Genomic DNA, 21,839 nt, shown 5'->3' with positions numbered 1-21,839 from the left:
CTCACAACTGAAATATTAGTGTCATAACCAATCCATAGTATGGGCTGCAAATCACGGTTTTGTCTCACAAATGTGACGGAATCACTGCAGAACCGATTCAACCTTAAGAAAGAATAAAAATTGATTATGGCAAAGCGAAAACGCTCACGCACATCACTTTCACTGATTCAGGCTGTCAGTGCAACATTTTTAACTATCATTGTTCTTGTTATAGCCCTTTCTGTCTCAAGTTTCAAAGGAATGGAACAGGTAGGGGAACAATTTGAAGACTTGTCGCAAAAAGCATTACCAATCGCGATGGCAAACGCAAAGTTAACCAGGAATGTATTGGAGATGGTTAAGCTACTCAACCATGGTATGCAGATTACTGAGCCGAAAGAGTTGCCTCTCATAAAAGAGCAAATCGACTCTCTTGCAACTCAAAGCACAACTTTGGTTGTGGAAGCGTCTGGTGTAGCTCAGCAACTCTCGGAGGAGTTAGACACCAAACTAGCGCGTTTACATAACATCACGCAGTCCATTTTGTTGAAGCAATCTTCGGTGATACAAATTCAAATGGATATTGATGCCGCTGTAGGTGGGTTTCGCTATGGGCTTAGCTCTATCGGCCCGGAAATGAATCGAATCAGTTCGTTCCTTAGTGCTGATAATCCTGAGTCGAGCGATGCCGCTAACCGTTTCATTGCTTCTGCAAGCTCAATGGAAAGTACGTTCTTAGTCATGATGATGCACTCAGAATTAAACAAAGCCGAAAAAGAATACCGAGAAATGCGAAATCGCATAGCAGGTATTAAACTCGCCTATGAAGACTTCCAATCTTTCCATCCTGAAGTAAGTGAATATGCAAGCTTAACCGCACCATATGAGATGGTGAAACAAGGCTTTAGTGAAAAGGGCGTGCTGCGTTTGATCCTCGCCAAACTAGAACAAGGGGAATTGCAACGTTCAGAGTTTAAACAGGCTTCGATGCTTGCGGATGAAACCATGCGGTTACTTGATCAAATCTCCCAAACCGCTGGTCAGTTGATCGATGAAAAAGAGCGGGTGGTCAACGAGACCATTGAATCGGTGAGCGTTGTGCTCGTGTTTGCGGCGTGTGTGATTTCTTTTATTATTCTGGTTACTTGGTTTAGTCTCAAGTCATGGACAAACCGAGGGTTAAGGAATGTACTAACGCGTCTTTCAGCACTTACCGAACATGATTTTCGTGACAAGGCAGAAGAAGTCGGCCCCTATGAGCTGAAAGAAGTAGCACGAAAGTTGAATCAAGTAATCGATTCCACACATGACTCCATTCAAACGGTGACGCGCAATTGTGAAACGCTTTATCAGACGGCAGAAGTAAGTCACAGTGCAGCCGAACAAACAAGTGATGGGTTGGCAACACAAAATGAAGCGTTGTCTAGTATGATCACGACCATAACGCAGCTTGAAGCCTCTATTCGTGAAATAGCAATGGTGACAAATGCATCTTCACAGGACTCGCTCCTTGCAACCCAACACACTGAAAAAGGGGTTCAAGTCGTGGAACAAAACCGCGAACGTTTGGAGTCATTAGAAAGCTCTTTGGATGTAAATGAACAGTCAATGTTAGAGCTAGACCAGCGTGTTAAACAGATTCGTGAAATGGTGGATATGATCAGTGGGATCGCGGACAACACCAACTTGCTTGCTCTCAACGCGGCAATAGAGGCTGCCCGTGCTGGTGAGCAAGGGCGTGGATTTGCGGTTGTCGCTGATGAAGTTCGCAAACTTGCAAGTGATACCTCTCAACAAACTACGAACATCCGAGAAATGATGAGCGAGCTTATTACTGCCGCAGAGCGTTCGCGCCAAGCAGTTAATGATTCAAGAGAAGAAATGACCCACGCGCTAAAGTCCAGTAATGAAGTGAAATCGACATTCTCTGATATCAACCTCGCGGTTAAGCACATTCAAGAACGTGTTGAGCAAATCTCAGTTGCTACAGAAGAACAAGAACGAGCGACGGCAGATGTATCTCAATCCATCACGCATATTTCTGATCTTGGCGAACGCACAAAGCTGCAGCTTGAGTCTATGGTTGAGAGTTCTGAGCAAGTGGCGGAAATTGCCGGGCACCAGCAAGCAATGCTGCACAAGTATGAGCTTCATCAGACCAAGTAAATGAGATGTTTCCACCGACTAAAAGCAGAACCTCGGTTCTGCTTTTTTGTTACGGCTACCCATTCAATGGCTCCTATTTGCATTGCAAGAGTGAGTTACATCTCATCTCGTTCATTTCTAAAGGGTTTAGCTATCACAACGTGATGTTAATGCTTTGTTCGAGGGACTCGTTGACTAGAATGTCGCCAGAATTCAAAGGAACGAATCATGCAGCTTCACTCGATTTCTTTATATCCAGAGAAAGCTAAAGCCTTTTGCTTGAACCATAAGGAGTGGTTTTGTGATCGATAAAGTTTGCCCCGTCGTTCTACGTAATCAAAATCAAGAGATCCTACTTTTTAAACATCCGTTGGCGGGTGTTCAGCTCGTCAAGGGTACTGTTGAAGTGTTTGATGAAAGTTACATCATAGCGGCCAAGCGGGAGCTCGCTGAGGAGTCTGGTATCACACATGTTCGTTCCGCACGATATTTATGCTCATGGGACAGTGGCTTTCAAAATCAAGCATGGCATTTTGTTTTGTGTGAGTGTGCTGATCTCGCTAATTCATGGCTGTTTCATACGCAAGACGATGGTGGACATGATTTCGCGTTCTTCTGGCACGATGTCGAGAGCGGCCTTCCCGCGAATGCACATACTGTGTTTCAGCGCGGGCTGGAAAAGGTACGAGAGTTGCTAAACCAAGGCGTGATTTAAAGGAGGATTCTGTCGTTGCATTGGCGGATTTGGGACAATGACAAAGCAAACACTATGCTTCTACTAGAAGCAAATAAAGAAGGTAGAGTAGCCGTTACTGTTCTCATCGTGTTGATAATGGCACTGTCGATCTCAAAAATGGCGATGAGATTACAAATGTTTAAGTGACTTCTATATGCTTTGCTCATTCATTCAGATAAGGAAACGGTAATGGATAAATTCGTCTTGTTTCTCTTATGCCTTTTTATGACAGTTGGCGGAGTGGTTCATCTTTATGACAACATTGTTGGTGGCTTTTTACCTTACGATTTTGCGCCACGCTGGTTGAATATGTATTGGAGCGCTTTGGGACTATTGGACTTATTAGCAGCGTATCTATTGGTCAAGCATCACCGCTCTGGCATAGTCGTTATGTTATTGATTCTTATAACCAATGTTATCTTTAGTTCCCACGCTCACTATACATTAGAAATATTAGATAACAACGTCGCCCTACAAATGAAGACACTGTTTTTAGGGTTCTCATTTGGGGTATCTATCTGGTTATGGAATGCGCGAAAACATAGTCAATCGCGCCAAATATTTCGTTAATTATTATTTTCACAACACTCGATTAAGGATTGTAAACAGGGACTCGTTATGAACGATTTTAAAGACTTGGCCAGTTTTGCTGGTTTCAGCGTACTGACAGGTTTGAGCTTTGCCACCACTTTCTTCAGCCTTGCTTTTCTATACAGCTCAATAGAGGCACAGCAAGTAATGAACACCAATGCTTTGGCATGTGCAGTGCTTGGTGTTGTTGGTTTATTTGTTGGTATTACTCAGCTAAACAAAAAGCGTCAGCTAGCAGAAAACTAATCTGCTCTTACACATCATGAGGATGAAGTAGTGTTTAACTGGGGTTTAGGCTTGGTCTATTCGTTTTGTTGACATACTTCATCCAACAATATTTTTTCAACCATTACTTCTTCTCTTTATTGTAGCGAAAGGGCTGCGTTAACAGCTTATCTAATCTTTGCTCTTCTTCGTCTCTAATTTCCGGCACACCAATAACAACATCTTCATGACCCAACTTAGGCTGAGCTCGGTATGTCCCAAAAAAGCGGTCCCAAACTGAAAGGAAAAAACCAAAGTTTGAGTGGGTCTCTTTTACTATCACTGAATGGTGCACGCGATGCATGTCTGGTGTAACGATGACGTTTCGCAGTTTTTGGTCCATAGATAAAGCCAGTTTTGCATTACTGTGATTAAACATCGCGCTCGCATTAAGCACAATTTCAAATACCACAATTCCGATAGGTGAAACACCTAAGATAAACACGGCTGCAATTTTTACTCCCATTGAAATGATTATTTCGAAGGGATGAAAGCGTGCGCCTGTAGTGACGTCTATGTCGAGATCGGCGTGATGCATTCGGTGAATCTTCCACAGCGGTTTTACATGATGAAAGACAACATGCTGAGCGTAAATGACGAAATCAAGCAAAATGACGGTTAGGAAAATGTTTAACCAATCGGGGAGGGACAGAATATTCAGCAGCCCCCATTGTTGCTCCTGAGCTATGACCGCAGCTTGAAAGGCGGCGATAGGCATGATTAAAGCAATAACTAGGCTGTTAAAAGCAACCAATGACAAGTTATTGACCCAGCGAAACCTGCGCGAAGCGGTCAGTGTTTTTCTAGGCAATTTGTTCTCCCAAATGGCACAAAGCAATAATACGCCAAGGAAAAAGCCTAATCTGAGCCATGAGGGTTCTTGAAATGTCGTTTCTGTCACTGTCATTCCCTTATTTATTTCTTTATCTATGACCGAGATAAGTGTGAAATTATTTCAACACACTGCTGATGGGCTTATCTTGAGGCGAAACCATAATATCAGTAGAATCGCGCTCTACTTTTTACTTGGCATTACTTACCATGAGAATTCACGCTTTCCACCGTTTATATCAGTACCGACAATCTATCTCAACCAAGCCTTTCAACGCGCGTGGATGTAAAGTGGTTCGTTGCCAATATTGCCAGGTTTCTGAGCAACACTGTTTGTGCGACCTTCAGCCAAACATTAAGGCTAATATTGCATGTATGTTGATTGTTTCTGAAAACGAAGTATTTAAGCCAAGTAATACCGGTCGTCTAATCGCTGATACGATTCAAGAGACTTACGTGTATCAATGGAACCGAACAGAACCGTCTGAAGAGATGCTAGCGCTACTACAGGATGACAGTTACCAACCGGTGATTGTATTTCCTGCAGACTATGTGGATGATCCCTCTCGTTTAATTGAAGATCTAGAGCCAGGGCGATTGGTAAAAGAAGATGTCGAGAACAAAAAATGGTTGCTGATCTTTATTGATGGTAGCTGGCGTGAGGCACGAAAGATATTCCGTCGTTCTGATTTTCTTAAATCTTTGCCTGTGCTTTCCATTGAGCCGGAATCTCTGTCTGAATACATCATGCGCCGCTCCGAGAATGATCAGCATCTTTCAACCGCCGAAGTCGCGACATTAGTTTTAAAACAAGCTGGTGAGCCTAAAGCTGCGGAATGCCTTCAATTGTGGTTTGAAGCCTTCAGAGAAACTTACATGCTGAGCAAGACTCGAGTCAAAAACGACCCTAACCAGCCACACTTGAAACGTTTCAAAGAGTGGATGAAAACCGAGAGCTGACTCTAAGGAATGAGCTTTTGTTGATGGTATGTTGTTCAACTGGCTTCGGTGAGGGGATAAATCTGCATTCGGTCACGGTTTGCAGGCGTACAGATATGGATAATGCCATCAGTTTATACTTTTGACTCTAGCCATTTTTGAGAGTCGTTTGAAGCATTTTTTAGGAGAGAAATACATGTATTACGGCTTTGATGTCGGTGGCACTAAAATTGAATTTGGTGCATTTAACGAGAAGCTTGAGCGTGTAGCGACGGAACGTGTACCTACACCAACAGACAACTACGAGCTGCTGGTTGATACCATTGCGGAATTGGTGAATAAATACGATACAGAGTTTGGCTGCGAAGGTACGATTGGTCTTGGCTTGCCAGGTATGGAAGACGCCGATGATGCAACGGTACTAACAGTTAACGTTCCTGCGGCAAAAGGCAAACCACTTCGTGCTGATCTGGAAGCTAAAATCGGTCGCAGCGTAAAAATTGAAAACGATGCAAACTGTTTCGCGCTTTCTGAAGCGTGGGACGAAGATCTTCAAGATGAACCATCTGTACTAGGTTTGATCCTTGGTACTGGTTTTGGCGGTGGCTTTATCTACGAAGGTAAAGTATTCTCTGGCCGCAACCACGTAGCGGGTGAGGTGGGTCACACACGTCTTCCTATCGACGCATGGTTCCACCTGGGTGAAAACGCACCATTACTTGGCTGTGGCTGTGGCAACAAAGGCTGTTTAGATAGTTACCTATCTGGTCGTGGTTTCGAGCTTCTTTACGCGCATTACTACGGCGAAGAGAAGAAAGCGATCGACATTATTAAAGCGCACGCAGAGGGTGAAGAGAAAGCAGTAGAGCACGTCGAGCGCTTTATGGAGCTGCTAGCAATCTGCTTTGCAAACCTGTTTACTGCAACAGACCCACACACCGTTGTACTTGGTGGAGGCTTATCTAACTTCGAATTGATTTACGAAGAGATGCCAAAACGCATCCCTAAACACTTATTGTCTGTAGCTAAGTGTCCTAAGATCATCAAAGCAAAACACGGTGATTCAGGTGGTGTACGCGGCGCTGCGTTCTTAAACATCAAGTAGTGACTGAAACCTTACTCGATACAAAGTAAGAAGAAATTTAAAGCCCCGTTTAGACCATCAAGGTAAAACGGGGCTTTTACTTGTATATCGAAGTAACTTATATACCCAAGTAACTTCTATATGCTTGGGTATAGAGCACGAAAAAAAAATAGCATGCATAAAAAACTCGCGACGAATCGCGAGTTTTCTGTTTGCAGATAAGCTTATTTGTTCTTTTTGCCTACGCCTAGGTTTTCTTTTTGAGCTAGGGTGATTTTACTAAAGCCTAATTTTCTGAAGTAGTTGTCGCGGTAGTTGCGCACTGCTTTAGTGTCAGACACTGCTTCGATTTGTTGCTCCATCTTTAGGAACTCAGTGATATCGATACCTTCTGCCTCGGCAACTGCTTCTTGAATGTTGCGGTGTTGCTGGTATGAGAACGTCAGTTCTTTGTCTTGGTCTTTGTAAGTGTAAAGAATGGTGCGAGCCATAGCTGTCTCTCTGAAAAGGTTTCTGTATTAAACAAAAAGGCCAGACTCGCTGACCTTTGAATTTCTAGTTTGAGCTAGATTCTGCCTTGAAGTGGGATAATTGTCACGCTTTCTCCCGCTTTTACTGTATCAATAGCTGGGGAGATTTCGATCAAACAGTTTGCCTCACTCATTGAGCGCAAAATACCAGAGCCTTGCTTGCCTGTTGTACGAACGGTTAAACGGCCAGTTGCATCCAGTTCATAGACGCCACGGCTAAACTCGGTACGACCTTGTCGAGAGCGAAGGTTTTCAGTCGCGATGGCATTCACTTTCAGAGGCTTCCAGCCTTGTTCGCCTTGCATCTTACGCAGTGCAGGCTCGACAAAGTTGATGAATGAAACCATCACGGCAACAGGGTTGCCCGGCAGACCAAAGAACGGCTTGTTGTTGATTTGACCAAACGCTAATGGACGTCCCGGACGCATGTTGATTCGCCAAAAATCTATTTGACCAAGTTTATCCAAGGCAAGTTTGATGTAATCCGCATCACCAACAGATACGCCACCAGAAGTCATAACCACGTCCGCTTGCGCCGATGCGTTTTCCAACGCTTCAATCATTAACTTTTCGTTGTCTTCCAGAATACCGAAGTCCAAGATCTCGCAGCCGAGCTTTTCAAGCATGCCCATGATGGTAAAACGGTTGGAATCGTAGATAGAATTCGCATTTTGCTCTGTTCCCGGCGCTTGTACTTCGTCACCGGTGGAGAACACGGCAACTTTCACTTTGCGGAACACATTCGCTTCACCAAAACCAAGCGAAGCGATCATGCCCATTTCTGGAGAGGCTAGGCGAGTGCCTGCGGTAAAGACGTCACTGCCGATAGCGAGATCTTCACCTGCTTGACGAACGTTTTGGCCTGCTTTGATATTCGCACCGTTAAAGGTGACCTTGTCACCTTCTTGAGAGGCTTGCTCACGCATGACCACTGTGTCGCCGTTACGTGGTGTTGGTGCGCCAGTCATGATCTTCACCGCTTGACCAACGTCCAGAGGTTGATCGTAAGCATGACCCGCCATCACTTCAACAACCACTTGGTAGCTATCGCGGTCAACATCATCACTGCGGATAGCGTAACCGTCCATCGCGGAGTTGGTGTATTGCGGCACGTTTACTGGTGAAATGATATCTTCCGCGAGAACACGGCCATAGGCGTTTTCAATCTTGCATGCTTCTATTTCCGAGACCGTGTTCACCAAAGAAAGGATTTTTTCTTGGCCTTGAATCACAGAAAGGAACGCCGGAGAAAGTGTGTCGCAACATGCGGCGTCTTTCTCTTTAGATTTTGGTGCTTTTGCATCTTGAACGTATTGAAGAACAAATTGAGCGATGGCATCCAAATCATTGATGTTCATTTGAGGCAGTTCAGAGTCCAACTCGCCGCTGTCTGACGCGATAGCGATGATGTTTTCATCGTGAGGGTAAAGCCAAGGTTTACCCACTTCTTCACGGTGCAATTCAATTTTAGGAAACGCGATGTTTTTACAGCCTTCAACCAAAACCACATCGAGCTTGTCTTCATCAAAACGAGTTAAGAGGTATTCAAACTCCGCTTCGGCTTCTGGCGTTTCTGTCATTAACGCAAAACGGTTGCGAGAAGCAATCAGCATTTGAGACGCGCCAGCTTTGCGTAAACGGTAGCTGTCTTTACCCGGCTTATCGACATCGAAGTTGTGGTGCGCATGTTTTAGCATGCCAATGCGTAAACCTGCTTCTGTCAGCTTTGGCAATAGGGCTTCAAGTAGCGTGGTTTTGCCTGTGCCTGAATAAGCTGCAAAACCAAGAATAGGAATGTTTAGCGTGTGTTTCATGATTCTAATTGTCCAAATTGCGCCAGTTCTTCCGGAGTGTTCAAGTTGACGAAACAGTTTGGTGAGTCGCTAAAGTCAACGTAACTGGTGTTGCACTCTTTGTAGAGCAGAATGATTTTGCGGTCGCCACGTTCTAAAAACGCGGTGAGTTTTGGCAGTACGCGCTTGTGGTAGAGCGTAAAAACAGGTTGCTGATGGTCACCATCATGCGCGACCAAAATATCGCTGTCTTCTTTGACGGCCTGGCAGAAACGCTCGACAAGGTCGGTGTTAATTTGTGGACTATCGCAAGGTACAAATCCGACCCAGTCGGTTTCAGAATGCATCAAACCCGCGTGAATACCGCCCATAGGCCCAGGGAAATCTTTGAATTGATCACTAAATACGAAACCAAATTTGCTGTACGCATCTTGGTTTCGGTTGGCATTAATTAAAATGCGTGGAGTTTGTGGAGATAAACGTTCAATAACGTGCTCGATGAGTGGCTTCTGATTTAACTCAATCAGACCTTTATCTTTTCCACCCATACGGCTGGCTTGGCCACCAGCCAAAATGACCCAACTAGTTTGTGTTGGTTGAAGCATATGCATTCTCTTGGGATGTTTCTTTTGGTATGACATACAACAGAGGAGACTCTATCAAAGTCTTGTCTTTAATCCACCACTGTTTTTTACATAAGTCGGTCAGTGCGTTGGCCTGATGGCTTGTCACCACGATACTGGAACCACGATCCAAAAGATCTTTCGCCATCACCACCAATCGTTCAATGGATTCTTGGTCTAAAGACGCACTTGGCTCATCCATCAACAAAATCGACGGTTTTAAGATCCAAGCCCTTGCCATGGCAACGCGCTGTTTTTCACCGCCGGACAACACGGAAATATGTTCGTCCGCTAAGGTTTCTAAACCTACCATGCGCAGCGCGTGAATAACTTGAGCTCGCTTATCTTTTTGCGTGTCTTGTTGATATTTCACTCCATAGACTACGTTTTCATATACAGTGCCGTCAAAAAGGTAAGGGGATTGGTGGAGATAAATCACATCGACACGACCATTGCGACGCGTCAGTCTTTTTAGCCACGTATCTTTTGGCGCAACAACATCACCAGTAGAGGGTTTGAGCAAGCCAGCAAGGATTTTGAGTAGGGTAGTTTTGCCCACACCATTGTCACCCTTGAGATAAATGGCATCATTTGGGCCGATGGCTAACTCAGGGATGTGGAAAAGCACACGCTCTTTAAAGCGCATGGATAACTGTTCGGCGGTGATTTTTATAGTCATAATTCGCCTCGACATGGGGTTAATGGTGAGTCGTTTGTTTGCTTCATGTTCTATGTTCTGAGGTAGCCTTTGCCTCTCATGCTTGATAAGAAGAAGTTTAGAGCCAACGCTAAAGATAGTAATACAATTCCTAATGCAACTCCTTGCGCAAAAGCACCTTTACTGCTTTCCATTGCGATAGCCGTGGGAATATTTCGCGTCACGCCCATAATGTTCCCACCAACCATCATTGAGCAGCCCACCTCGGTCACGATACGTGAAAACCCTGCAATGATAGCCGCAAGTAGAGGAAAGCGGGTTTCCCAAATCATCGTAGCTGCCAAGCGCGGAATGGAGACGCCCAGCGTGATGGCAGTTTCCACTGCACGACGGTCGCTAGATTGTAATGCACCATGCATCATCGATACCAAAACAGGGAAGCAGATCACCATTTGGCCGAAGATCATTGCCTTCTGAGTGAACAGCATTTGCCAGTCTCCCCAAGGGCCAGCACGCGACAGCAACATGTACAGCAACAGGCCAATCACCACGGTAGGGACCGCTTGCAGCGTATTTACGATCGACAACAAAAACCATTTACCGCTAAAGTCGGTATACGCCAGTACAAAGGACATCAAAATAGCCGGCAATACCACTAGGGATATTGCCGTGATAGAAACACTAAAGGAGACCGCAACGATCTCCCATAGGTCTGCATCAAAATTCACCAGTAAGCGAAGCGCTTCCAGTGTTGTATCAGCAAGATTCATATTGCGTTATTTGCTCTCAGCATTCGCAACAAACAGTTGTTTACCGTTTAGGCGGAAACCATTGATAAGTTCCTGTCCGCGAGGGTTTACCAACCAATCACTGAATGCCTTCGCACCTTGGTAGTTAATCGTTGGGTAACGCTCAGGGTTAACAAGAATAACTTGGTACGGGTTAAACAGTTTTTCATCGCCTTGGAACAGAATTTCTAGATCCAATTTGTTTTGGTAAGCCAGCCATGTGCCGCGATCCGTCATGGTGTAGCCTTGCATTTCAGACGCCATGTTTAGAGTTGGGCCCATACCTTGACCTACGCTACGGTAGCCACCAAAGTTCGGTTCGATTTTAGTTTGAGCCCAGAAGCCCATTTCTTTTTTGTGTGTACCAGAATCATCGCCGCGAGAGATGAACGTTGCGTTTTTGTTTGCGATCTCTTTGAATACATCTAACACGCCTTCGTCATTTTTGATTGTTGCTGGGTCAGCTTTCGGGCCTACAATCACAAAGTCGTTGTACATTAGCTTGCGAGGTAAAACGCCGTAGCCTTTCTCAACAAATGCGCCTTCAGCTTTTGGTGCATGTGTCATCACCAAATCTACGTCACCGTTTTCGCCCATTTTTAAGGCTTTACCAGTACCTGCAGCAATAACATCGACTTTGTAGCCCGTGTCTTTTTCAAATTGTGGAAGCAGGTAATCAAGTAAACCTGAATGGTAAGTACTGGTTGTGGTTGCAAGGCGAACGTGTTCTCCGTCTTGAGCAGAAAACGCAGAGTAACTTACAAGCGTGATTGACGTTGCAGCCAGAGTTAGCGCAATTTTTTTCATTTTTATGTGTTCCTTTCCAATGATTCTTTGGAATCTCTCCAGGTTTTAGGGAGAAGCCTTTTTGGACGAGAGCGATTAGCGTAATACGCAAGTTGTCTCAGGGTGTTGGAATAAGCAAACATCAACATCCTGAGATCACTTAAATGCGCTCCGTATCCACCTTATAGCAAACAAGATGCCAACCTTTTACAAGCTTAAAGTGCTTGGTTTATGCACTAAATCATGGGGTTATTTGCATAAAAGTTTGCGTTGGTACAAAATGTCGCACTTTTTGTAGGGTATCTCTGTTTAAACTTGGTACACTCTGTCCCATCGAAATCCATCTGGGGTAAATATGTCTACTCAATCCCATCTTAGTACAAACCAACAATATAGCGCCTTTTCCGTACTGGTCGTCGATGATGAATTAGGCATGCAAGCCATCTTGAAAAAGGCATTGGGTAAGCTTTTTTCACATGTCGATACAGCTGGTAGCATCGAAGAAGCAGAACAACTGCGTAATTCTCGACATTATGATCTGATCTTACTGGATATTAATCTGCCAGGGCGTTCTGGAATTGAGTGGGAAGAAGCGTTTGAAGATGATGACAAACGTGCCGATGTGATTTTTATGACGGGTTATGCGGATTTAGAAATTGCCATTCGAGCGCTACAGCTCGGTGCTTCCGACTTTATCCTCAAACCATTCAACCTTGAGCAGATGTTAAAAGCGGTCAGTCGCTGTATGGATCGCCGTTTGAACGAACGCATGCAGTACGCCATGACACGCGATTACCAACGTCACAATACCTCAGAGATCATCGGCGGCTCAGAAAAAACGCGCCTGCTTAAGCAACTTATTAACCAATTTGCACCATCACGCGCTTCTGTTTTGGTGGAAGGTGAGTCGGGTACGGGTAAAGAGCTAGTTGCACGAGGTATCCACCAGGCGAGTGGGAGAACGGGCCCGTTTGTGCCAATCAACTGCGGCGCGATTGCACCTGAGCTTTTAGAGAGTGAGTTGTTTGGTCATACATCGGGCGCGTTTACCGGTGCAAAAAAATCGCGTGAAGGTTTGTTCCGTGTTGCTAACGGTGGCACCTTATTTCTTGACGAAATCGGGGAGATGCCACTTGCAATGCAGGCATCATTATTACGTGTGTTAGAGCAGCGTACGATTCGCCCTGTCGGTTCAGAAAGAGAGATCAGTATTGATGTCCGTATCGTAGCGGCAACCAACCGAAACCTGCAAGAAGAGGTCAATCAAGGTAATTTCCGCAGTGACCTCTATTACCGTTTAAACGTTCTGAAAATTGAAGTGTGTCCGCTGCGAGAGCGCAAAACCGACTTATTTGAGTTGGTGCCATTTTTCAGCAACATGCTGACGCGCGAGCTCGGTATGCCTGCGCCCAAATGGGCGCACGAGGACATGGAAGCCATGAGTGAGTACGATTGGCCGGGAAACATTCGTGAGCTGAAAAACTTGATTGAGCGTTGTATCTTGCTTGGCAAACCACCTGCACACTATTGGCGAGAGCTGAATGGCGGGCATTCACTGCCTAATGTATCGATTACTGTTTCTCACTCTGCTGAGTTACCAACCTTTAGAGAAGGCAAAGAATTTACTGGCGAAGGCTATCCAAACAGCTGGACGTTAAAAGAAGTCGAGAAAGCACATATTAAACAAGTCGTTAACTTGCATGAAGGCAATAAGTCTGCTGCTGCTCGTGACTTGGGCGTAGCTCGCAAGACCTTAGAACGTAAATACAAAGAATGGGATTCTGAGGATGAGGAATATGCCGACTAACGGCCCACAGTACAAAGGATTGTCAAAATGGACGCACCGTTTTAAAACCATGGTGCGTTATCGCTTGTTATTCTTAACCTCTGCGCCGATTTTCCTCACATTGTTAGCTCTGATCGGCATTACCATTTATTGGTCTATTCATTACACGTGGCAAAATGCGCTGCTTGATGTCTCGGAGCGTCTTGGTGTTGCAAATAACAGCGTAACGTTGTTACAGCAAAAGCAAGCCAATTACGTGCGGGCGTTTGCCGATTCGTACGATTTCCGTATTCGCATTAATCAAGGAACGCCACAAGGTGACCTGCAAAAGTGGGTCACAGAGCAGAAGAAAAGATATGCTTTAGATTTTCTCTCTTTCCAACGCGTTAATTCCATGGAAAACAAATTCCGCTTTATGGATCTCACCAAGCGCGAATCGTTTTTTGATGTACTCAATAAAGAAGAACTCGAACGCCTCGATCCTGAACTCGCCAAACGAGCTGAAGTGCCTATTCTTGCTGATGGTGACAGGGAAGTGCGTGGGTTAGTCAGTCGAACCGTGATTCCGGTATACAGCCAAGCGAACGATTTGATCGGCTTTCTTGATGGTGGTTTGCTCCTTAACAACAGCACAGTGCTGGTGGATCAAATCCGCGATCTCATTTACTTAAGTGATAATGACCGCCTTCGCCCTGTGGGTACGTTGACGGTATTTCTCGATGATTTGCGTGTGAGCACCAACGTTCCTCTAGACAGCGATCATAGACTAGGGCGCGCCATAGGCACTCGCGTGAGCGCAGAAGTGTATAACCAAGTACTTTCGAAGGGTGAACAGTGGGTTGACCGAGCATATGTGTATGACGCTTGGTATATTACGGCGTATCAACCGATCAAAGACCAATACGACAACGTCATTGGTATGCTTTATACCGGTTACCTAATGTGGCCATTCGTTAAAGCCTACATGACCAACATTGCCGAAATCAGCTTGATTACGGTTATGTTATTGCTGGTTTCTGGCGTGATGGTATATCGCGGTTCTTATGATCTGTTTCGACCGATCGAACGCATTCACAAAGTGGTGAAGCAGGTCCAACAAGGTAAAGAAAAACGGATTGGCCCGTTAGGATTAGATGCCGATCATGAACTTGCGCAGTTAGCCAGACAGTTTGATGATATGTTAGACGCGCTAGAAGAGCGCAAAATTGAACTGAAAAACTCCGCAGCTCAACTTGAATGCAAAGTTCAAGAGCGTACGGCAAGCCTGAGAGAAAAAACCCAAGATCTTGAGCTGCATATTCAATTGCTTAACCAAACTCGCGACAAACTCGTTGTTCATGAAAAACTGGCAGCATTGGGAGAACTCACCGCGGGGATTGCTCACGAAATTAATAACCCAACCGCCGTGATTCTTGGCAACGTAGAATTGATCCATTTTGAATTGGGTGACGATGCAAGTCGAGTACAAGAAGAAATTGATGCGATTCACGCGCAAATTGATCGTATCCGCAATATCACACGCAGTTTATTGCAATACAGTCGCCAAGGCGGTGTTCAAGATGAAATCACTTGGCAACATGTCAATCCTATCATTGATGAAAGCATCACCTTGGTTAAAACTGGCACCAAGAAACGCGACGTTGAGTTTGTGACTGACCTACAAGCGCATACGTCCGTTGAGATAAACCGTCACCACTTGCTACAAATCTTAGTTAATTTGCAAATGAACGCCATTCACGCAATGAGCGGTAAAGGCATGTTAACAGTAGTCAGTGAAGACTGGATTGACGAGGGAGAAGTGAAAGGAGCCGCGATTCATGTTATCGATGAGGGCTGCGGTATTAAACCAGAAAACTTGAGTCGAATCTTCTCGCCATTTTACACAACGAAACGAGAAGGCACAGGGTTAGGGCTATCGGTCTCCCAAAGTATTCTCAGCCAAACGGGTGGTGAGTTAAAAGCAGAGTCTGAATGGGGAAAAGGCAGTAAATTCAGTATTTATTTACCTAAAAAAGCCGAACTGATCCTAGAGGTGACGAACATCGCTTAGTCACTTTTTTGAAGTATTAATGGAAAAAGAGCCACTGACGATAGTGGCTCTTTTTTGTATTTAATGACGCATTTATGTTTGCGCTTTTGCTTCTTAGAAACCTTACAATGATTTTACTTGGAGTGAATTAATAAAAACAACACTTGCAGTATGTAGCATGAACAAGTACCGTTGCCCGGTTTTTCTAAATACACCCCAATTGCTAAGGTAAAGGTTTTGATCTCCACAGCGAATATTACTCAACAATTCGGCGCTAAGCCGCTATTCGAAAACATTTCAGTTAAGTTCGGCGAAGGCAATCGCTATGGCTTAATTGGAGCTAACGGTTGTGGTAAATCAACCTTTATGAAGATCCTCAGCGGCGAGCTTGAGCAAACCAGTGGTAACGTAAGCTACGATCCAAACGAGCGCGTTGCAAAACTGAACCAGGACCAGTTCGCTTACGAAGAATTTACGGTAATCGATACCGTTATCATGGGTCATAAAGAGCTATGGGAAGTGAAGAAAGAGCGTGACCGTATCTACTCACTTGCTGAAATGAGTGAAGAAGACGGCATGAAAGTGGCTGACCTAGAAGTTCAGTTTGCGGAAATGGACGGCTACATGGCAGAAGCCAAAGCGGGCGAACTTCTTCTTGCGGTGGGTATTCCAATGGAGCAGCACTTCGGTCTAATGAGTGAAGTAGCACCAGGCTGGAAACTTCGTGTGCTTCTAGCGCAGGTTCTATTCGCAGACCCAGATGTGATGCTTCTTGACGAACCAACCAACAACTTGGATATGGACACTATCCGTTGGTTGGAAGACACGCTAAACGCACGTAACTGCACAATGATCATCATCTCGCACGACCGTCACTTCCTAAACTCAGTATGTACGCACATGGCTGATTTGGATTACGGTGAGCTACGTGTTTACCCAGGTAACTACGATGAGTACATGACTGCGGCTTCTCAAGCTCGCGAACGTCTACTAAACGACAACGCGAAGAAGAAAGCACAAATCGCTGAGCTACAAACGTTCGTTGCTCGTTTCTCTGCAAACGCATCGAAAGCAAAACAAGCGACATCTCGTGCTAAGCAAATCGACAAGATCAAACTGGATGAAGTTAAAGCGTCTAGCCGTCAAAACCCATTCATTCGTTTCGAACAGTCGAAAGAGCTGTTCCGTAACGCTCTGATTGTTGAAAACCTAAGCCAAGGATTCGAAGAGGACTTGTTCTCAGACTTCAATGCAATTTTTGAAGTGGGTGAGCGCGTTGCGATCATCGGTGAGAACGGTGTGGGTAAAACAACACTTCTAAACACGCTTGCTGGTGTGCTTGAACCGCGTGCGGGTGAGTACAAATGGTCTGAAAACTCAAACATCGGTTACTACGCGCAAGACCACGCGCATGACTTTGCAGAAGACATGAACCTAACGGATTGGATGGGTCAATGGCGTCAAGAAGGTGATGACGAGCAAGTCGTTCGTGGTTTCCTAGGTCGTATGCTGTTTGGCCAAGACGACATTAAGAAGTCAGTAAAAGTACTGTCTGGTGGTGAACAAGGTCGTATGCTGCTTGGCAAGCTGATGATGCACAAGCCAAACATGTTGCTAATGGACGAACCAACCAACCACATGGATATGGAATCGATCGAATCTTTGAACACTGCGCTTGAGCAATACAAAGGCACGTTGTTCTTCGTATCTCACGACCGTGTATTCGTAGACTCACTAGCAACGCGTATTATCGAAATCCGCGATGGTAAAATCACAGACTTTAAAGGCACTTACTCTGAGTTCCTAAAATCTCGTGGTGTTGACGCGTAATTACTCGCAAAGCGTTTAAAAAGCAAAAGCCTCGCTATTTAGCGAGGCTTTTTTGATATTTGGCCTTAATCCTTAAACTGACCGGTTATATACGCATAGAGCCCGACCACGCCAAAGGTAATAATCATAGAAAGCATGATACCGCTGGGCGTAAGCAGAAAATTCCACAATTGGTCATTATTCATAGTCCACATCCTCTGTGAATCCGCATTATTGGTTTTAGTTTACACTGAAAAGGTGTTATTGGTTGCCTTTTACATCAAATTCAACCTTGTCGGCTCCTGTAAACACTTGGAAGCGCAAACCTTTCGCACGCGCAATGGTTGTAATACCAAATTGCTTCGCTAGATCTAACCCCATTTGAGTAACGCCAGAGCGAGAAAGCAGAACAGGAATGCCCATTTGAGCCACTTTAATCACCATCTCTGATGTAAGGCGACCAGTTGTGTAGAAAATTCTATCTTCACCTGTTTCTTCTTTGAGCCACATCTCACCTGCAAGTGTATCCACTGCGTTGTGACGGCCGACATCTTCCACAAATGACAACACTTCATTACCTTTGCAAACCGCACAGCCGTGTACTGCGCCCGCTTTTTTGTAGGTGTCGTTGTAATGAGTTAACGCTTCCAGCGCAGAATAAATTTCTGACTGCTTAAGAGGAACTTGAGGCACTTGATAATTTTCAAGCTGCTTCATCACGTTGCCATACATAGTGCCTTGGCCACAACCTGAGGTGACGGTTTTCTTTTTCAGGGCGCCTTCTAAGTGTTCAGTGTTTTCTTTAGTAATCACCGCTGCGGAATGCGTTTCCCAGTCAATAATAACGGATTCAATCGCGGCTGGGTCGGACAGGAAGCTTTGGTTTTTTAAATAACCCAGTACTAGTGCTTCTGGACGCGAACCTAGCGTCATGAGCGTGACCACTTCTTTCCAGTTCAGCATGACCGTAAGAGGACGCTCGCACGCGATTTGCTTTGTCAGTTTTTCGCCGTACTCGTCGTACACATCGACTTCAATGGTTTGCAGGGGATTTTCACTGGTTTTAATAATGTTTGGTTTCAGCACAGTCGTGTCCTAGTGATTAAGAGCGTTAGGTTGCTACGCATTTTAGCTTGTTAAGTGGCTAGCAAATCTCATTCCAAAATAGCGGTTCCCACAGAAATTGCGAGGTTTTATGTCAACAATGCATTAAAACTGCGAGTTCGCAGTAATGACACATCAATACATTTGAGTTTCGTCTAGTTTGGTACTTATAGCCTGAGGGAGTATATAGACTAAGTTATATCAGCTTGGCGCGTTTATTGCTTCGAAGACAATAAAAATGGTCGAAAACGGGGGCAAAATGTCCTGTGTGTTTTCAGACCAAAAATAGAAAGACTGGGTGAGTTATGTCGGATAAGAAAGATTTCGAAAAAAATTACGAAAAGACTGAGGATACATGGCCAATCGGCGTAGAGCTTGTTGAGCATGAGATCAGTACAGGGATTTGGGTGACAACCCAATGGCAGTTGACAGGATTTGCGCTGAATCCGACGGAAGAGACTCCAGATGTTTGTACGTTGCAATTACATAAAGATGAACGTACAGACTACCGCTTTAACTTAAGCTCTCTGCAACCTAAACTCTTTTTAGTGATGGATAACGTCGAGTCTGGTGAAAAACCAGCGATACAGTTACTGACGGCTTCACAATCTGTTGCGGCGCAATATATGGATGGTGATAACCTTGTACTTTCTAACGATATGCCGTTAGCCGTTCAGGCTTGGATGGAAGCCTTTATCGGTCGCCACGGTGAGTTGTTAGAAGTAAGACGTAAGAAACGCAAAGGAGCGGGCAGAGCAAATGGCAACTAGTTTTTTAAGCCGTTGGTCGAAACGTAAGTTAGAAGAATCTTCCCAACATGATGAAGAGATCACGCCGATAGCAGAGACGGCGCAATCCGAAGATAGTGTCACAGCGCTTTCAAACGCTGACGAAAGCTCAGATGCTTTGAACGTCAATGAGGATAGTCAGGCTCCAGACATTACCGCGAGTGTAGAGACTGAAAAAACCGAAGAAATGTCTGTGGCGCAACTGCTGGTTTCTGAAGCCTCAGAAAGCGTCAAGAAAGCTGCGCTGCGCAAAATGTTCTTGTCCGAAGAATTTAACGTGCGTGACGGCCTAGACGATTACGATGATGATTACAGTAACTTAAAGTCACTTTCTCAAGACGTCGCTGAGACGCTGCGTGATTGGGTTAAAGACAAAGTGGAAGACGAACCAGACGCTGAAACTGCGCAAGGGTCTGAGCTTAACGTTAACGATATCGCATCTGGGGTAGTTGAAGACGCAGAGTCAAACACCGACAAAAGTGGCCAAATTACTCAATATGAAAATGAACTGTATATAAATACAGTTCCTGGCGAAAGTGATACTTTTGCTGAAGAATCACAGCCTAACGAGGTGAGACAAAATATACCACACAAAGAATAGGTACATTTTGACTAAACACTCAATGAGCCGGCTGAGACAAAATGTCTCAACCGGTTTTTTTATCCCTACTATTTGTCAGTAAAATTGATAACCTATTGATTTTTAGTTGATATTTTATTGGCATGACACTTGCTATCTGTTGCTCAATACCAATCTGGTTGAAGTTAGTACGGACGCACTGCGTAGTATTCATCGCCTATAGATGGCGGAATAAGAATGCTCATTGATAAGTTAATCAGCAGAATCTCCGGCGCTAACTACACTAAGAGATGGAAAAGACTATCCATGTTCATAAATGGAATTGAGCAATGCTGAAACAATTATTAGAACAAGCAACTTCCAATAACGGTAAAGCGAGGCTGTACGCTTTCGAAAATACCGTAGAGTTGACCAATCTTATTCCACCAACCGTAAGCTATGAAAGCGGTGGTAATACTTTGATTGTGGGCCCAACAGCAATCATCGAAAGTGCGGCAGCGCAATTGTCGCAAATGAACAGCCTAACGCTGCTTTCTACCGATGGCGAAAAGGGCACAAATCCCGAGCTTTATTACGCCAATTCGGTTCAGGTTTCAGGGTTCTTAGGTACGTTTGAAGTTCTGATTGAAAATCATGGTTCGACAAACAATCTTGCCAAGGTCGCGATCAATAGCGATTGTTTCGATATCGTACTCGATCTTTGCCTTAACAGCTGCATGTCGGAAGAAGTCCCAGTACCGGGCTACTACCCAGTAGGTCGTGGCTATCCGAAACTGGCTGAAGCGTTGGAAGAGATTCCAACCTTAATGGGGACGTTCGATAAACCGAAATTCTTCCGTTTAGATACCGATTTATGTGCACACAGCTCTCGTGGCGTAAAAGGTTGCGAACGGTGTGTGGATGCTTGTCCGGCAGGGGCACTATCGAGTGAAGGCAGCGACAAAACGGGCCATCGCATCGAGATCAACCCATACCTATGTCAAGGCGTGGGTACTTGTGCTACAGCGTGTCCGACAGAAGCGATTCATTACGCACTGCCAAACCCTGAAGATACGCAAAAGTTTATTGAACGTACGCTCGCCAACTATGAGCAAGCGGGTGGTTTAGATCCTATCGTATTGATTTGCAGTTCTCGCCACGAGAGCTACAACGTGATGGCACTAAAAGCACTGCCAGATAATGTGATTCCAATTGTGGTGGAAGAACTGCCTTCGGTTGGTATTGATACTTGGTTCGCCGCGCTTGTGAATGGTGCTACTCAGGTGCTGTTTGCGGCTTCACGTTTTATGCCTCAAACCATTATTCGTGTGCTTAATAGCGAAGTAGGTATTGCTCAAGAGCTGCTCGGTCAGCTTGGTATCGCCAAAGAAACCATCGACATTCTGTATCTAGAGTCACTACGTGAAGGTGCTCCGACACTTTGTACCGAGTCTTTTGATTTGGCATTAGGAGACTTGCAAGGCAACAAACGTCAGCGTCTATTTACGGCGTTGGATGCGTTGTCCGCATCACGTATTCCAGTTGAGAACATTGTTGAACTTCCAGCGAACGCACCTTACGGCACAGTCTCTTGTGAAAGTAAAGGTTGTACGTTGTGTATGAGCTGTGTGGCGGTGTGTCCAACACGTGCATTGCATACGGACGGTCGATCTCCGTCGCTTAAATTCGTCGAGCAAGACTGCATTCAATGTGGGCTGTGCGAGAAAGCGTGTCCAGAGAAAGTGCTGACGCTTACTCCTCGTATGAACTGGGTGAAAGAAGAACGCCAGAAAGCGGTTGTGATTCATGAAGAAAAGGCAGCCGAGTGCATTCGTTGTCACAAGCCCTTTGCTCCGCAATCGATGATCGACATGCTACAAAACAAGTTACGCGGTCACTCTCATTTCTCTGATGAAGCGGCGATCAATCGTATCGCGATGTGTGAAGACTGCCGTGTGATCGACATGTTTGAGTCGATGGCAGAAGACCCAATGAAACAATTAAAATACTAGGAGCT

Annotated in this window: 20 protein-coding genes; 12 read left to right on the top strand and 8 right to left on the bottom strand. The window is 45.0% G+C overall.

What is annotated here, in order from left to right; all coding sequences use genetic code 11:
• The first annotated feature begins 126 nt into the window (after positions 1–126).
• The 4 genes from R8N49_RS05805 to R8N49_RS05790 all read left to right on the top strand — a co-directional run bounded on the left by R8N49_RS05805 (position 127) and on the right by R8N49_RS05790 (position 3,697).
• Complete coding sequence (locus tag R8N49_RS05805; RefSeq protein WP_186584266.1) at positions 127–2,145, top strand: methyl-accepting chemotaxis protein; 2,019 nt, start codon at positions 127–129, stop codon at positions 2,143–2,145.
• A 280-nt stretch (positions 2,146–2,425) separates the two neighbouring features.
• Positions 2,426–2,839: an NUDIX hydrolase gene (locus tag R8N49_RS05800; RefSeq protein WP_025766662.1), complete on the top strand. Its 414-nt coding sequence runs from the start codon at positions 2,426–2,428 to the stop codon at positions 2,837–2,839.
• Between the two features lie 210 nt (positions 2,840–3,049).
• Complete coding sequence (locus tag R8N49_RS05795; RefSeq protein WP_053303078.1) at positions 3,050–3,430, top strand: hypothetical protein; 381 nt, start codon at positions 3,050–3,052, stop codon at positions 3,428–3,430.
• A 48-nt stretch (positions 3,431–3,478) separates the two neighbouring features.
• The gene (locus R8N49_RS05790; RefSeq protein ID WP_005389537.1) at positions 3,479–3,697 is read left to right on the top strand and encodes a hypothetical protein; all 219 of its coding nucleotides are present in this window, start codon (positions 3,479–3,481) and stop codon (positions 3,695–3,697) included.
• Between the two features lie 103 nt (positions 3,698–3,800).
• Here the strand turns inward: R8N49_RS05790 and R8N49_RS05785 are convergent, their stop codons facing one another.
• The gene (locus tag R8N49_RS05785; protein ID WP_025766660.1) at positions 3,801–4,616 is read right to left on the bottom strand and encodes a sterol desaturase family protein; all 816 of its coding nucleotides are present in this window, start codon (positions 4,614–4,616) and stop codon (positions 3,801–3,803) included.
• A 140-nt stretch (positions 4,617–4,756) separates the two neighbouring features.
• Here R8N49_RS05785 and R8N49_RS05780 point away from each other — a divergent pair, with 140 nt between their 5' ends.
• Together R8N49_RS05780 and nagK are read left to right on the top strand one after the other, a co-directional pair.
• Complete coding sequence (locus R8N49_RS05780; protein WP_053350551.1) at positions 4,757–5,506, top strand: tRNA-uridine aminocarboxypropyltransferase; 750 nt, start codon at positions 4,757–4,759, stop codon at positions 5,504–5,506.
• Positions 5,507–5,681: 175 nt separating this feature from the next.
• On the top strand, positions 5,682–6,590 hold the full coding sequence (gene nagK, locus R8N49_RS05775; protein WP_005377586.1) for an N-acetylglucosamine kinase: 909 nt from the start codon (positions 5,682–5,684) through the stop codon (positions 6,588–6,590).
• A gap of 203 nt (positions 6,591–6,793) precedes the next feature.
• Here the strand turns inward: nagK and R8N49_RS05770 are convergent, their stop codons facing one another.
• The 6 genes from R8N49_RS05770 to R8N49_RS05745 form a co-directional block, all read right to left on the bottom strand.
• Positions 6,794–7,060, bottom strand: coding sequence for a DUF2960 domain-containing protein (locus R8N49_RS05770; protein ID WP_005377584.1), 267 nt, complete (start codon positions 7,058–7,060; stop codon positions 6,794–6,796).
• Between the two features lie 74 nt (positions 7,061–7,134).
• The gene (locus R8N49_RS05765) at positions 7,135–8,913 is read right to left on the bottom strand and encodes a bifunctional molybdopterin-guanine dinucleotide biosynthesis adaptor protein MobB/molybdopterin molybdotransferase MoeA (protein ID WP_186584265.1); all 1,779 of its coding nucleotides are present in this window, start codon (positions 8,911–8,913) and stop codon (positions 7,135–7,137) included.
• Positions 8,910–9,497 (bottom strand): molybdenum cofactor guanylyltransferase MobA, encoded by a 588-nt coding sequence (gene mobA / locus R8N49_RS05760; RefSeq protein WP_005389527.1) that lies wholly within the window; start codon positions 9,495–9,497, stop codon positions 8,910–8,912. The genes R8N49_RS05765 and mobA overlap by 4 nt, the downstream gene beginning before the upstream one ends.
• Entirely contained in the window at positions 9,475–10,194 is a 720-nt protein-coding gene (locus R8N49_RS05755; protein ID WP_025766658.1) for an energy-coupling factor ABC transporter ATP-binding protein, read from the bottom strand. The genes mobA and R8N49_RS05755 overlap by 23 nt, the downstream gene beginning before the upstream one ends.
• 50 nt (positions 10,195–10,244) lie before the next feature.
• Positions 10,245–10,943, bottom strand: coding sequence for an ABC transporter permease (locus R8N49_RS05750; protein ID WP_154204594.1), 699 nt, complete (start codon positions 10,941–10,943; stop codon positions 10,245–10,247).
• A 6-nt stretch (positions 10,944–10,949) separates the two neighbouring features.
• Entirely contained in the window at positions 10,950–11,768 is an 819-nt protein-coding gene (locus tag R8N49_RS05745; protein ID WP_005389522.1) for a substrate-binding domain-containing protein, read from the bottom strand.
• A 334-nt stretch (positions 11,769–12,102) separates the two neighbouring features.
• On the opposite strand from R8N49_RS05745, the gene R8N49_RS05740 reads away from it, so the two are divergent.
• The 3 genes from R8N49_RS05740 (at position 12,103) to R8N49_RS05730 (ending at position 17,392) form a co-directional block, all read left to right on the top strand.
• Positions 12,103–13,554 (top strand): sigma-54-dependent transcriptional regulator, encoded by a 1,452-nt coding sequence (locus R8N49_RS05740; protein WP_017820677.1) that lies wholly within the window; start codon positions 12,103–12,105, stop codon positions 13,552–13,554.
• On the top strand, positions 13,544–15,583 hold the full coding sequence (locus R8N49_RS05735) for a cache domain-containing protein (protein WP_047102277.1): 2,040 nt from the start codon (positions 13,544–13,546) through the stop codon (positions 15,581–15,583). Before R8N49_RS05740 ends, R8N49_RS05735 begins: the two co-directional genes overlap by 11 nt.
• Before the next feature lie 216 nt (positions 15,584–15,799).
• Positions 15,800–17,392, top strand: coding sequence for an ABC-F family ATPase (locus tag R8N49_RS05730; RefSeq protein ID WP_017634911.1), 1,593 nt, complete (start codon positions 15,800–15,802; stop codon positions 17,390–17,392).
• 240 nt (positions 17,393–17,632) lie between these two features.
• Here the strand turns inward: R8N49_RS05730 and R8N49_RS05725 are convergent, their stop codons facing one another.
• Positions 17,633–18,457: a formate dehydrogenase accessory sulfurtransferase FdhD gene (locus R8N49_RS05725; protein WP_186584264.1), complete on the bottom strand. Its 825-nt coding sequence runs from the start codon at positions 18,455–18,457 to the stop codon at positions 17,633–17,635.
• Positions 18,458–18,780: 323 nt separating this feature from the next.
• Here R8N49_RS05725 and R8N49_RS05720 point away from each other — a divergent pair, with 323 nt between their 5' ends.
• From R8N49_RS05720 to R8N49_RS05710, 3 genes are all read left to right on the top strand, one after another.
• Positions 18,781–19,245, top strand: a complete 465-nt coding sequence (locus R8N49_RS05720; protein WP_186584262.1) for a DUF3305 domain-containing protein — start codon at positions 18,781–18,783, stop codon at positions 19,243–19,245.
• On the top strand, positions 19,235–19,864 hold the full coding sequence (locus R8N49_RS05715) for a DUF3306 domain-containing protein (RefSeq protein WP_053307092.1): 630 nt from the start codon (positions 19,235–19,237) through the stop codon (positions 19,862–19,864). The genes R8N49_RS05720 and R8N49_RS05715 overlap by 11 nt, the downstream gene beginning before the upstream one ends.
• Before the next feature lie 308 nt (positions 19,865–20,172).
• Positions 20,173–21,834: a 4Fe-4S dicluster domain-containing protein gene (locus R8N49_RS05710; RefSeq protein ID WP_017634908.1), complete on the top strand. Its 1,662-nt coding sequence runs from the start codon at positions 20,173–20,175 to the stop codon at positions 21,832–21,834.
• Positions 21,835–21,839: the final 5 nt, after the last annotated feature.

The organism is Vibrio sp. 1978, from assembly GCF_033344345.1.
This window is presented reverse-complemented; position numbering and strand designations above follow the sequence as displayed.